This window comes from Cytobacillus sp. ABV4_503 (genome assembly GCF_056158445.1).
The window spans coordinates 136,230-149,621 of record NZ_JBSWTH010000002.1 but is presented as its reverse complement, the minus strand read 5'-3'; the positions used below and the strand labels follow the sequence as shown (position 1 = coordinate 149,621).

General features: G+C 43.5%; 15 protein-coding genes and 2 other annotated features (1 of these 17 cut by a window edge). All 15 genes read right to left on the bottom strand.

From position 1 onward, the window contains the following. Positions 1-29 precede the first annotated feature (29 nt). Entirely contained in the window at positions 30-3,584 is a 3,555-nt protein-coding gene (gene rpoB / locus ACXAD1_RS25760; protein WP_206845696.1) for a DNA-directed RNA polymerase subunit beta, read from the bottom strand. Between the two features lie 373 nt (positions 3,585-3,957). Continuing rightward, complete coding sequence (locus ACXAD1_RS25755) at positions 3,958-4,560, bottom strand: class I SAM-dependent methyltransferase (RefSeq protein WP_206845697.1); 603 nt, start codon at positions 4,558-4,560, stop codon at positions 3,958-3,960. A gap of 173 nt (positions 4,561-4,733) precedes the next feature. Beyond that, positions 4,734-5,099 carry a 50S ribosomal protein L7/L12 gene (rplL, locus tag ACXAD1_RS25750; RefSeq protein WP_206845698.1) on the bottom strand — a complete coding sequence of 122 codons (366 nt, stop codon included), beginning with the start codon at positions 5,097-5,099 and terminating at the stop codon, positions 4,734-4,736. Positions 5,100-5,156: 57 nt separating this feature from the next. Beyond that, the gene (gene rplJ, locus ACXAD1_RS25745) at positions 5,157-5,657 is read right to left on the bottom strand and encodes a 50S ribosomal protein L10 (protein ID WP_206845699.1); all 501 of its coding nucleotides are present in this window, start codon (positions 5,655-5,657) and stop codon (positions 5,157-5,159) included. A gap of 33 nt (positions 5,658-5,690) precedes the next feature. Next, positions 5,691-5,830 (bottom strand) — a sequence feature (ribosomal protein L10 leader region). A gap of 50 nt (positions 5,831-5,880) precedes the next feature. Next, complete coding sequence (gene rplA / locus ACXAD1_RS25740) at positions 5,881-6,624, bottom strand: 50S ribosomal protein L1 (RefSeq protein WP_319805559.1); 744 nt, start codon at positions 6,622-6,624, stop codon at positions 5,881-5,883. A gap of 114 nt (positions 6,625-6,738) precedes the next feature. After that, positions 6,739-7,164 carry a 50S ribosomal protein L11 gene (gene rplK, locus ACXAD1_RS25735; RefSeq protein ID WP_009336545.1) on the bottom strand — a complete coding sequence of 142 codons (426 nt, stop codon included), beginning with the start codon at positions 7,162-7,164 and terminating at the stop codon, positions 6,739-6,741. A gap of 211 nt (positions 7,165-7,375) precedes the next feature. After that, positions 7,376-7,909 carry a transcription termination/antitermination protein NusG gene (nusG, locus tag ACXAD1_RS25730; RefSeq protein ID WP_009336543.1) on the bottom strand — a complete coding sequence of 178 codons (534 nt, stop codon included), beginning with the start codon at positions 7,907-7,909 and terminating at the stop codon, positions 7,376-7,378. Positions 7,910-8,041: 132 nt separating this feature from the next. Continuing rightward, positions 8,042-8,224, bottom strand: a complete 183-nt coding sequence (gene secE, locus ACXAD1_RS25725; RefSeq protein WP_009336541.1) for a preprotein translocase subunit SecE — start codon at positions 8,222-8,224, stop codon at positions 8,042-8,044. Between the two features lie 136 nt (positions 8,225-8,360). Further along, positions 8,361-8,504, bottom strand: coding sequence for a 50S ribosomal protein L33 (gene rpmG, locus ACXAD1_RS25720; RefSeq protein ID WP_206845700.1), 144 nt, complete (start codon positions 8,502-8,504; stop codon positions 8,361-8,363). A 99-nt stretch (positions 8,505-8,603) separates the two neighbouring features. Beyond that, the gene (sigH, locus tag ACXAD1_RS25715; RefSeq protein WP_009336536.1) at positions 8,604-9,260 is read right to left on the bottom strand and encodes an RNA polymerase sporulation sigma factor SigH; all 657 of its coding nucleotides are present in this window, start codon (positions 9,258-9,260) and stop codon (positions 8,604-8,606) included. A 70-nt stretch (positions 9,261-9,330) separates the two neighbouring features. Further along, the gene (locus ACXAD1_RS25710) at positions 9,331-9,840 is read right to left on the bottom strand and encodes an NYN domain-containing protein (protein ID WP_206845701.1); all 510 of its coding nucleotides are present in this window, start codon (positions 9,838-9,840) and stop codon (positions 9,331-9,333) included. A gap of 2 nt (positions 9,841-9,842) precedes the next feature. After that, on the bottom strand, positions 9,843-10,586 hold the full coding sequence (gene rlmB, locus ACXAD1_RS25705; protein WP_009336532.1) for a 23S rRNA (guanosine(2251)-2'-O)-methyltransferase RlmB: 744 nt from the start codon (positions 10,584-10,586) through the stop codon (positions 9,843-9,845). Next, entirely contained in the window at positions 10,583-11,008 is a 426-nt protein-coding gene (locus tag ACXAD1_RS25700) for a Mini-ribonuclease 3 (protein WP_206845702.1), read from the bottom strand. The genes rlmB and ACXAD1_RS25700 overlap by 4 nt, the downstream gene beginning before the upstream one ends. Before the next feature lie 3 nt (positions 11,009-11,011). Further along, entirely contained in the window at positions 11,012-12,415 is a 1,404-nt protein-coding gene (gene cysS, locus ACXAD1_RS25695) for a cysteine--tRNA ligase (protein WP_206845703.1), read from the bottom strand. Then, on the bottom strand, positions 12,396-13,064 hold the full coding sequence (gene cysE, locus ACXAD1_RS25690) for a serine O-acetyltransferase (RefSeq protein WP_370221941.1): 669 nt from the start codon (positions 13,062-13,064) through the stop codon (positions 12,396-12,398). Before cysE ends, cysS begins: the two co-directional genes overlap by 20 nt. Positions 13,065-13,189: 125 nt before the next feature. Then, positions 13,190-13,392: a binding site (T-box leader), on the bottom strand; it runs 27 nt beyond the window's last position.

Genomic DNA, 13,392 nt, shown 5'->3' with positions numbered 1-13,392 from the left:
CGCCCAGGGATTAAGGAATTTATATTAAATTATTCTTTCGTAACTGCTTGCTCTTCGTTTTGCGTTTCCGGAGCGATTGTCAATGATTCAGCCTGCTGAACATCATCTTCGTCTTCCAGATCGCGCATTTCAATTTCTTCTTCATCGCCAGAAAGGATCTTAACATCCATACCTAAACTTTGAAGTTCTTTGATTAGTACCTTGAATGACTCCGGCACGCCTGGTTCAGGAACATTCTCGCCTTTGACGATTGATTCATAAGTCTTAACACGTCCAACGACGTCATCGGACTTAACCGTTAAGATTTCCTGAAGTGTATAGGCAGCACCATATGCTTCAAGTGCCCAAACCTCCATCTCACCGAAACGCTGTCCGCCGAACTGAGCTTTACCGCCCAATGGCTGCTGCGTAACAAGAGAATAAGGTCCTGTTGAACGGGCATGGAGCTTATCGTCAACCATGTGCGCCAGTTTGATCATATACATGACACCAACTGAGACACGGTTGTCAAACGGCTCGCCTGAACGTCCATCATAAAGAACAGTTTTTGCATCGCGCGCCATGCCTGCTTCTTCGATCGTTGCCCACACATCTTCCTCACGGGCACCATCGAATACAGGAGATGCTACGTGAATGCCCAGTGCTCTGGCAGCCATACCAAGGTGAAGCTCAAGCACCTGTCCGATGTTCATACGAGATGGAACCCCAAGAGGGTTTAACATGATGTCTACTGGAGTGCCATCCGGCAGGTAAGGCATATCTTCTTCCGGTAAAATACGGGAGATAACACCTTTGTTGCCGTGGCGTCCGGCCATCTTGTCCCCTTCAGAGATTTTACGCTTCTGAACGATATATACACGTACAAGCTGGTTTACACCTGGAGGAAGTTCATCTCCGTCTTCCCTGTTAAACACTTTAACATCCAGTACGATACCGCCTCCGCCGTGTGGAACACGAAGGGAAGTATCGCGGACTTCACGTGCTTTTTCACCAAAGATTGCGTGCAATAGCCTTTCTTCAGCCGTCAGTTCCGTTACCCCTTTAGGAGTCACTTTACCAACAAGAAGGTCGCCATCTTTTACTTCCGCACCTGTGCGGATAATTCCGCGTTCGTCCAGATTGCGCAGTGCATCTTCCCCAACGTTAGGGATATCTCTTGTGATCTCTTCAGGTCCAAGCTTTGTATCGCGTGATTCTGATTCATATTCTTCAATATGGATAGATGTATAAACATCATCTTTTACAAGGCGCTCACTCATAATGATCGCATCCTCGTAGTTATATCCATCCCATGTCATGAACGCCACAAGAACATTGCGTCCAAGCGCCAGTTCACCAAGTTCCATAGAAGGTCCGTCAGCAAGGATTTCTCCTTTTGTTACACGGTTGCCTACAGCAACGATTGGGCGCTGGTTGTAGCAAGTTCCCTGGTTGGAACGGATGAACTTAAGCATTCTGTATTTATCAAGATCGCCTTTAACTTCCTGGCCATCCACGTTTTGAATGCGGCGAACCCAAACTTCGCGCGCTTCTACATGCTCAACAATTCCCTCATGCTTACAGATGACTGCAGCACCTGAGTCTTTACCTGATACATATTCCATACCAGTACCAACTCTTGGCGCTTCCGGCTGCATCAAAGGCACAGCCTGACGCTGCATGTTCGCTCCCATTAGGGCACGGTTGGAGTCATCGTTTTCCAGGAATGGAATACATGCCGTCGCAGCAGAAACTACCTGTTTAGGCGATACATCCATGTAGTCAACACGGTCGCGTTTCACAACTGTGTTTTCCCCTTTGAAACGGGCTACTACTTCTTCGTCAAGGAATGAACCATCGTCACCAAGAAGTGCATTCGCCTGGGCCACTACATAGTTATCCTCTTCATCAGCTGTCAGATAGTCGATGCGCGATGTAACTTTCCCTGTTTCAGGGTCAATTCGGCGATATGGTGTTTCGATAAATCCGAAACGGTTTACCTTCGCAAATGAAGATAGGGAGTTAATCAAACCGATGTTTGGTCCCTCCGGCGTTTCAATCGGACACATACGCCCATAGTGAGAGTAGTGAACGTCACGTACTTCGAAGCCTGCACGTTCACGTGTCAGACCACCTGGTCCTAACGCAGAAAGACGGCGTTTATGTGTCAGCTCAGCAAGCGGATTTGTCTGGTCCATGAACTGGGACAACTGTGAGCTTCCAAAGAACTCTTTAATTGACGCAATAACAGGGCGGATATTAATCAGCTGCTGAGGTGTAATGGTATTTGTATCCTGGATGGACATTCTCTCGCGGACCACTCGCTCCATACGGGAAAGACCGATACGGAACTGGTTCTGCAATAGTTCTCCGACTGAACGAAGACGTCTGTTTCCAAGATGGTCGATATCATCTGTATCTCCTACAGAATGCAGAAGGTTAAAGAAATAACTGATTGATGCAATGATGTCAGAAGGTGAAATGTTTTTCACTGCTTCTTCAACGTAGGCATTGCCGATTACATTGATGACTTTTTCGCCATCTTCATTAGGCGCGTAAATCTTAATAGACTGAAGCAAGACTTCATCATCTACTACTCCGCCCAAAAGGCTTACGGTTTTAAAGCCGATATCCTTCTCAAGGTTAGGAATGATCCGGTCTAATGTGCGGCGGTCAAGCGTAACGCCTTTTTCCGCAATGATTTCGCCAGTTTCTGGATCCACAAGCGTTTCAGCCAGTTTTTGACCGAACAGGCGATTTTTGATATGAAGCTTCTTATTGATCTTATAGCGTCCAACATTCGCCAGGTCATAGCGCTTTGGATCAAAAAATCTTGAGACAAGCAAGCTTTTCGCATTTTCGACCGTTGGCGGTTCGCCCGGACGAAGGCGCTCATAAATTTCAAGTAGCGCTTTCTCTGTACTTTCAGTATTATCTTTTTCAAGAGTGTTGCGAATGTACTCGTTGTCTCCAATCAAATCGATGATCTCTTGATCAGAGCCGAACCCAAGTGCACGCAAAAGAACCGTAACGGGCAGTTTCCGAGTACGATCTATTCTGACGTATACGACGTCTTTGGCATCTGTTTCATACTCAAGCCATGCGCCGCGGTTCGGGATTACGGTTGCTGTAAAGCCTTTTTTCCCGTTTTTATCAAGCTTTCCACTGAAATATACGCTCGGTGAACGTACTAACTGGGATACAATGACACGCTCCGCTCCGTTAATAACGAACGTACCTGTCTCTGTCATAAGCGGGAAGTCACCCATAAAGACATCCTGGTCTTTAACTTCGCCTGTTTCTTTGTTTACAAGACGCACTTTCACACGTAAAGGTGCAGAATATGTAACATCTCGTTCTTTCGATTCCTCAACGGAATATTTTGGTTCGCCAAGGCTGTAATCAATAAATTCAAGCGACAAATTACCAGTAAAGTCTTCAATCGGAGAAATATCATGGAACATTTCTCGTAAACCCTCATCAAGAAACCATTGATAAGAAGAGGTTTGGATTTCGATTAGATTTGGTAATTCTAAAACTTCACTGATTCGTGCGTAACTTCTACGTTGGCGGTGTCGTCCATACTGAACTAGTTGACCTGTCAACTGATTCACCCCTCAAATCAAGCGTTATTGTTGCTAATAGCAATTTATATCATCTTATAAGAAAAGCTAGAGAGCGCCTGCCTATCGGCGACAAGCTTTAGACCCGAAACCGATGGCGCAAAGAGCAGCCGGCGAACCGGCTTAGAAGCTGGACTTTTCCCGAAAAAGTGCAGGGACATTAGCCAAACCTCCATTCTTATAAGACAAAAAGAAAAAGGGTTTTTACTTCAAAAACCACATTTTCACAATACGACTATTATTTTGTTAGCATTCCCATTAAAACCAAATTTATACAACTATTAGATAAATTTAGTTATAAATAGAAATATAATATGTTGGCATTTTACAATACTATCATAGCAAAAAAGTCAAGTCAATCTTTTTTTGCTCTTAAAATAAAATAGCCTTTTTTCTTTTCTGCCGTCTCCACTTCGCCGAATAACTCTGTCAGCTTATCGATGGCAGAAGGCGCACCCTGCTTTTTCTGGATGACAACCCATAGCTCTCCTCCAGAAATCAGCGAATTAAAACTTTGTTCAAAAATATCATGAACAACCTTTTTCCCGGCACGGATTGGCGGGTTTGTCAGAATGGCAGCAAACTTATTGCCTTTTGTATTCTCAAGCCGGTCACTTTCATAGATTTGCACATTTTTAATGCCGTTCAGTTCAGCATTTTCCTTCGCAAGACCAAGCGCCCTCTCATTCACATCAATCATATGAACAGTCCGTTCAGGCATCATCTTTGCTGCAGTCAGCCCAATGGGCCCGTATCCGCAGCCGACATCAAGAATGTTTCCTTCAGCTTCCGGCTGTTTAAAAGTCTCAATTAATAATCTTGAACCGAAATCCACTTCACCTTTTGAAAAAACACCATTATCTGTTTTAAAGCGGAATGGATACTCCTTTAGAGTATAACTCCAGGTTTTAGGGCTGCTTTCAACTTTTTGCGTTTGGGAATAGTAGTGTTCAGACATGAAATCACCTCCAGGGAGAAATATATAAGAAGAAAATAGGAGAATCACATTTAAGTGGTTTCGAAGGAATTATATAGGATTGCCCGCTAAAAAGCAAAAAAGTTAAAGTTCTGATGTATATTTGATTTCAAAATAAAAAGCCCGCTTAAGCAGCGGGCTTTTCATAAATGATATTACTTAACTTCAACGCCAGCTCCAACTTCTTCAAGCTTAGCTTTAACTTCTTCAGCTTCTTCTTTAGAAACGCCTTCTTTAAGAGCTTTTGGAGTGTTGTCAACAAGTTCTTTTGCTTCTTTAAGTCCAAGACCTGTGATTTCACGTACCACTTTGATAACTTTGATTTTTTGGTCGCCTGCAGATGCAAGAACAACGTCAAATTCAGTTTTCTCAGCAGCAGCGTCTCCACCAGCAGCTCCGCCCATTACAGCTACAGGAGCAGCAGCAGTTACACCAAATTCTTCTTCAATTGCTTTTACTAAGTCGTTTAGTTCTAAAACAGTCATAGATTTAACTGCTTCAATGATTTGTTCTTTAGTCATGATAATGTTTCCTCCTTATTTGTGGTTTGAATCTATTAGTTTAACGCCAGAATTAACTTACGCGCCTTGTTCTTCTTTTTGATCTGCAACAGCTTTTGCAGCAAGAGCAAGATTGCGGATAGGTGCTTGAAGTACGCTGAGTAGCATAGACAGCAAGCCTTCGCGTGATGGTAGTTCAGCAAGAGCTTTGACATCTTCTACTGAAGCGACATTTCCTTCGATTACACCCGCTTTAATTTCAAGTGCTTCATGCTTTTTCGCGAAATCGTTTAGGATTTTCGCTGGAGCAACTACATCTTCTGTGCTGAACGCGATTGCGTTAGGTCCAGTTAAAGCTTCGTTTAAACCGGAAAGTTCAGCAGCTTCAGCAGCACGGCGAGTCATTGAATTCTTGTATACTTTGAATTCTACGCCAGCTTCACGAAGCTGTTTACGAAGTTCAGTAACTTCAGCAACAGTAAGACCACGGTAGTCAACAACAACTGTTGATAAACTTGATTTAAGCTTATCAGCAATTTCTTCTACGATTTGTTTCTTTTGTTCGATAATGCTGCTCATCCTTACACCTCCTGTAGAATTTCTACATTCATACCGTCCAATAAAAAACCTCCACGACTTTGCAGACATGGAGGAAGTATACAATAGCAAGAAAAAGCAATTCTATCGTAATACCTCGGCAGGAAATTAAGCTGGTAAGCACCTGCTGTCTACGGCACAAATGTTATTATATTTTAACAACAAAATACATATTACAGCATGTATTTTAGAATGTCAATTGTTATTATTTTACTGCAACAGATGAAGGATCTACTTTTACGCCAGGTCCCATAGTAGAAGTAACAGAAACGTTCTTCATGTAAGTTCCTTTAGCAGCAGCAGGCTTCACTTTCATCATTGTATCGAAAATAGTGTTGAAGTTTTCAACAAGCTTTTCGTCTTCGAAAGATACTTTACCGATTGGCACGTGGATGTTTCCAGCTTTGTCAACACGGTATTCAACTTTACCTGCTTTGATTTCGTTAACTGCTTTTTGAACGTCAAAAGTAACTGTGCCAGTCTTAGGGTTTGGCATTAAGCCTTTAGGTCCTAATACACGGCCAAGTTTACCAACTTCACCCATCATGTCAGGTGTAGCAACGATTACATCAAAATCGAACCAGCCTTGGCTGATTTTGTTGATGTATTCAGAATCACCTACGAAATCTGCTCCAGCAGCTTCTGCTTCTTTCGCCTTTTCACCCTTAGCGAAAACAAGAACGCGCTGAGTTTTACCAGTTCCGTTTGGAAGAACAACTGCTCCGCGGATTTGCTGGTCAGCTTTCTTAGGGTCAACTCCTAGACGGAATGCTACCTCAACAGTTGCATCAAATTTTGCAAAATTAGTTTTCTTCGCAAGTTCAATTGCTTCAGCAATTGGGTAAGCTTTTGAAGAATCAACAAGCTTCGCAGCCTCTGCGTACTTCTTACCTTTTTTAGCCATTTTTATTTCCTCCTTGATTGTGGTTTTAGCGGAATAACCTCCCACGATTAAAAGCGGAGGCGCCTCGGTCGAAGGCGCCTGCGCTAGACAGAACAAAGGTTGCGAGTGAAACAAAATTCAGCGTCGCAACCTCATCCCTAAATCTGCTTCATGCATGGATCAGTCTTCGATAACGATACCCATGCTGCGTGCAGTACCTTCAACCATACGCATTGCAGCTTCTACACTTGCAGCGTTTAGATCAGGCATCTTTGTTTCAGCAATCTCGCGTACCTTGTCACGCTTGACTGTTGCTACTTTATTACGGTTTGGTTCACCAGAACCAGACTCGATTCCAGCCGCTTTCTTAAGAAGAACTGCAGCAGGAGGAGTTTTCGTAATAAATGTAAATGAACGGTCTTCAAAAACCGTGATTTCAACAGGAATGATTAAGCCAGCTTGTTCAGCTGTGCGAGCGTTAAATTCCTTACAGAATCCCATGATGTTAACACCTGCTTGACCTAGTGCCGGTCCTACTGGTGGTGCAGGGTTTGCTTTACCTGCAGGGATTTGCAGCTTTACAAGTTTGATTACTTTTTTAGCCACGAGACACACCTCCTTAAAGTCCGTGATGTGGTAATAGGGAAATTTCCCTCCCACTCAACTTATAGTCTTTATATTAAGATAAAGAACTTTTAACTATTGTCCAGTCTCTTTGACCGAGACATACTGACCTTTGAAATATTATCACTTTTCAAAGGCAATTTCAAGTTTTTTTACAAAGATATATAAAAGTACTTTCACAGCAGGCTGCTTCTTACAGTTTTTCAATCTGTGAAAAATCAAGTTCAACCGGAGTATCACGGCCAAACATGTTAACAAGCACTTTAATCTTCGCCTTATCTTTATCAATATCTTCAATGGTGCCTGTGAAGTTCGCAAACGGACCTTCTTTCACCTGAACTGTTTCGCCGATCTCAAAGTTGATATCAAAGCGGGCTTCTTCAACACCCATGTGTTTAAGAATGTTCGTCACTTCTTCCGGCAAAAGCGGAGTCGGCTTTGAGCCTGAACCTGCTGAACCTACGAACCCAGTTACACCCGGAGTATTTCTTACTACATACCAGGAATCATCCGTCATCACGATTTCTACTAGTACATAACCAGGGAAGACTTTGCGCTTCACAACTTTTTTCTTGCCATTTTTCAATTCTGTTTCCTCTTCTTCCGGAACTACCACCCGAAAGATCTTATCTTGCATTCCCATCGATTCAACACGCTTCTCCAGATTGGCTTTGACTTTATTTTCATAGCCGGAGTACGTATGAACAACATACCAATTCTTTTCCATTTATGAGGACTTGTTCGTCCTTCCCTCCCTGTATTCAACAATTTATTATTTTTGACCAAATTAAAAAACCCGTTTCCGGGCTTTGCAAATGTTTCCTGTGTTATTCTCCATTATACCATGGAAACTCAGGGGTTATTCAAGAATTAAACGAATCAATTCAGAAATTCCCAGGTCAATCACTGCAAAAAACAGAGCGAAGAACGTAACTGTAGCAAGAACGGTAACAGTATAGTTTGTCAGCTCTTTGCGTTTAGGCCAGCTGACCTTTTTCATTTCCCGGCCAACTTCACGGAAAAAATTCACGATGCGCTGCATTTCGTAACCCCCAACTTTCAAGAGATATATCCTTTAACAAAAAGCGAAAGCGGCTTCAAAACCAGACCAATCTTCCTGTCTGCATAAAACGCTCTGGCTTCAGACTATTAAAAGAGCAAACTTCTTATCTATATAATCACTTTGTTTCTTTATGGATCGTATGAGCGCTGCATGCACTGCAGAACTTCTTCAGTTCCAGCCTTGCAGAATCATTTTTGCCTGCAGTGGAATAATTTCTGGAACCACATACAGAGCAAGCCAAAATTACCTTTTTAGTCATATTTCCACCTACTAAGTCACATTACGCCCTTAAAACTTTAACACGCACCCCAAAACATGTCAATAACTGCAAAAAAAGCAAGGTGTTGGGAAATTCTGTCTACAGGGAAAATTCACGCACTTCCAAATATCTTTCCAGCTTTCTCTTCACCCGCTGCAGGGCATTGTCAATCGATTTTACATGGCGGTTCAGTTCTTCGGAAATTTCCTGATAAGACTGCCCATCCAAATAAAGGGCAAGCACCTTTCGTTCAAGGTCACTCAGAAGCTCGGACATCTTCACTTCAATGTGATCAAATTCTTCCTGGTTGATAATCAGCTCTTCAGGATCCATTACCTTTGCCCCAGAGATTACATCCATAAGCGTCCTGTCCGATTCCTCATCATAAATAGGCTTGTCCAAAGATACATAAGAGTTCAGCGGAATATGCTTTTGGCGGGTCGCTGTCTTGATGGCGGTTATAATTTGCCTGGTGATGCACAGCTCGGCAAACGCTTTAAATGAGGACAGCTTGTCCTCTTTAAAATCGCGGATCGCCTTGTATAAGCCGATCATTCCCTCTTGTACAATATCTTCTTTATCTGCGCCAATCAAAAAATAGGATCTTGCTTTTGCCCGGACAAAATTGCGGTACTTATGAATCAGATAATCCAGCGCCTCACTCTCGCCCTTATGCACGAGCTCAACTATTTCTTCGTCCTCAAGCTGGATAAAGTCTATAAGATTTTCGTCGATTGTCTTGAAGTCAGCACTCACTAGGATCCCCCCGACCGTACAAGCATGGTTAGAAACATTATACAGCACGGTTTTTTCAAGCGTCAACCGCTCATTGGCCTCCTCTGCGCCATTTTTCAAAAATTTCTGCCACTTCATCACTGAGAGGTATCTTGGATACAGGCTTTTTCTGCTGAATTTTTTTTACTTTTTTTTCGATGCTGCTTTCAATCAAATTCATTTCATTGAGCAGCTCCCTTGCTGATTTTCTTAGGGCTCCCTGGCCAAATATAACCCATTGCTCTGTGAAATCGGAGGTTGCAACATGAACTTGGGTTTTAATATTGCTGAGATCGATAGCTAATTTTTCAATGCGTTCATCGGCCGTTTCATTATTTCTTGTAAAAATAACTTCAACCTTTGAATCCTTAAACTTTTTTTCCGTGCCCTTTACATAATGGGCATCAAACACGACAATCACTCTGTACCCGGAATATCCCTGGTACTCGGCCATTTTTTCAATCAGGCGGTCTCTGGCTGACGATAAATCCTTGTTTTTGAGCTCCCTGAGTTCTGGCCAAGCACCAATTATGTTGTATCCGTCAACAAGGAGGATGTCCATTTCTATCCCTCAAGCGGGTGCCGTTTCCGATAAACCTCATACATGAGCAGCGCAGCAGCAACTGATGCGTTAAGGGAAGTAACGTGTCCAGCCATCGGCAGGTTAATGAGGAAATCACATTTATCGCGAATCAGGCGGCCCATCCCTTTACCTTCGCTTCCAATTACAAGGCCTAAAGGCATCGTTCCATCCATCTGACGGAAATCTTGTTTCCCTTTTGCATCTGTACCGGCGATCCAGACGCCTCTTTCTTTTAATTCATCAATCGTTCTGGCCATATTGGTAACACGGACAACCGGGATATACTCGATCGCTCCTGTTGATGCTTTGGCTACTGTTGCCGTCAGCCCGACGGCTCTTCTCTTCGGAATAATGATCCCGTGTGCCCCGACTGCATCGGCCGTTCTCATGATGGACCCAAGATTATGCGGATCTTCTATTTCATCCAGCAGCAAGAAGAAAGCTGCTTCGTTTTTCTTTTCTGCGGCAGCAAACAAATCATCGATTTCTGCATATTGATAAGCAGCAACCTGTGCGATGACGCCCTGATGATTCCCCTCTGCCATCCCATCTATTTTTTTCTTGGGAACGAACTGGACCAGTACCCCGGCTGACTTCGCCAAACCGATTACCTGCTGCATCTGCCCGCTCTGCGAACCTTCTGCAATAAAAATCTTATTAATATCCCTCTCTGACTTTAATGCTTCAATAACGGGATTTTTACCGATGATAAAATCCTGGCTCATTTTGCCGCTCCTCCTTTCCTTTTCTCAACTAAATGTATGGATTCCAGAATCAGTTCTTCCATCCGCTCCTGTCTTTTTGACAAAAACAGATAGCCGATGAGAGATTCAAAAGCTGTGCTGTATCTGTATGTTTGGACATCTGTATTTTTCGGCACCGAACCGGACTTTGCGTTTCGTCCCCTGCGGACTACGGCCAGTTCTTCCTCCGTCAGCCGTTCAGAGTCAATTAATTCATGAATGATTAAGGACTGGGCTTTTGCAGAAACATACCGGGTTGCCTCCTTATGGAGAAAATGAGGCCGTACCCGTCCATTTTGAAGAAGATGGTGGCGTATGTAGGTTTCAAATACCGCATCCCCCATATACGCCAAGGCAAGACTATTCAATTGTTTTTCATCTACTGTGTTTTCATAGTGAAGCATTGCCTAGCCTCTTTTCCATCTGATTCCCTGCGGTGTATCTTCAAGGATAATATTCATTTCTTTCAGCTGATCGCGGATTTTGTCTGCCAGTTCGAAATTGCGCTCTTTTCTGGCCAGCTGTCTCTGCTCAATCAGCTGTTCGATTTCTTCATCCAGAAGGTCAGCATTTGTTTCTTCAAGAGAAAGGCCCAATACATCAAACAGCGTTTCGAATTCTTTCGTGAAAGCATCAATCACTTCAACTGCTGTGTTTTTCTCCATCAGATAATAATTCGCAAGCTTAGACAGTTCGAACAGTATAGATACGGCATTGGCTGTATTGAAATCATCATCCATATCATGTATGAACTGTTTATGAAGACCTGAAATTTTATCCAGCCACTCCTGATTATTATCAGTCAGGTTCACACTTGCTTCTTTGCGGTGCTGCAAATTGTGATAAGACGTTTTAATGCGCTCCAGCCCTGTACGGGTATTTTCCAGAAGCTCATCACTGTAGTTGATTGGATGTCTGTAATGTACGGACAGCATGAAAAATCTTAGTACCTGCGGGTCATGCTTTTGGATAATGTCATGAACCAGAACGAAGTTCCCCAGTGATTTAGACATTTTTTCGTTATCGATATTAATATAGCCATTGTGCATCCAATAGCGGGCAAAGGTTTCTCCTGTCAATGCTTCCGACTGGGCGATCTCATTTTCATGATGCGGGAAAGCCAGATCCTGTCCGCCGGCATGGATATCAATCGTGTCCCCCAGATATTTCTTTGCCATAGCCGAGCATTCAATATGCCATCCCGGCCTTCCTTGCCCCCAAGGGCTCTCCCACGCGATCTCCCCTTCCTTCGCTGCTTTCCAAAGAACAAAGTCAAGAGAATCCTGTTTCTTTTCGCCGACGGCAATACGGGCACCGACCCGAAGCTCATCAATGGACTGATGGGACAGTTTTCCATACTCATCGAACTTACGGGTATGGTAATAGACATCCCCTTCTGATTCATACGCGAAGCCTTTATCAATCAATGTCTGGATAAACTCAATAATAATATCGATGCTTTCTGTCACCCTCGGGTGGACATCAGCCCTTCTGCAGCCCAGTGCAGATACGTCTTCGAAGTAGGCATTAATGAATCGTTCCGCGATACTTGGAACGTCTGTTCCCAGTTCATTGGCTACGCGAATCAGCTTATCATCCACATCAGTAAAGTTGGAGACATACTGAACATCGAAGCCGCGGAATTCAAGATATCTGCGTACTGTATCAAATACAATCGGCGGGCGCGCATTCCCTATATGGATATAGTTATAAACGGTGGGACCGCACACATACATTTTCACTTTTCCCTCTTCTATGGGAATAAAATCTTCTTTTTGACGGGTAAGTGTATTATAGATTTGAATGGCCATGAACCTGGCTCCTTTCTTTCCTCAACGTTTCAACTTCGCCTTTTAATTCCTGCAGCTCCTTCTCCAGTTCCTTAAACCGGTCTGCAATTGGATCGGGAAGATCACAATGATTTAAATCCTTGCTAATTTTCACACCATCCCGGACTTTCACTCTTCCTGGAATGCCCACTACTGTTGAATTGGGCGGAACCTCATGAAGGACAACTGAGCCTGCACCTATCTTAGAATTCTCCCCAATTGTAATGGATCCCAAAACCTTCGCACCGGTCGCAATCAGCGCATTGTCCTTAATAGTAGGATGCCGCTTGCCTTTTTCCTTCCCGGTTCCCCCCAGTGTCACACCCTGGAAAACAGTTACGTTATCGCCGATTTCACAAGTTTCCCCGATGACAACCCCCATGCCATGGTCGATGAAAAAGCGCCTGCCGATCTTTGCTCCCGGGTGAATTTCAATTCCTGTGAAAAAGCGGCTGATCTGGGAAACAACTCTTGCAAGAAAATAAAACTTCCGCTTAAAAAGCGCGTGGGCCACGCGGTGCGACCAGACAGCATGCAATCCTGAGTACGTTAAAACTACTTCCAAATAACTTCTTGCTGCCGGATCCTGTTCAAATACCACTTCGATATCTTCCTTCATTCTTGCAAACATAGTTCATTTCCCCTCCCGACATAGGTATCAATCTCTATTTTTATTTTTCTAAACCTTTTCCCCTATAACATTTCTCTGCCCATAAAAGCAGGTTTTAAATATAAAAAAGCGCCTCTGCCCAATCGGACAGAGACGCTTTATGCGCGGTTCCACTCTGTTTAGGCTTCAGAAGCCTCAACTTTACTTGTTAACGGATAAGTTCCGCTCAAATCTACTAGGAAGCAGGGGGCATCCGTTCAAATTGAGGCTCTGAGGCGCACTTCAGAAAAAGGAGAGGCTTAAACCACTTTCAGCCGGTGATGGTTCTCTCTAAAAAAGCATCTTTTTT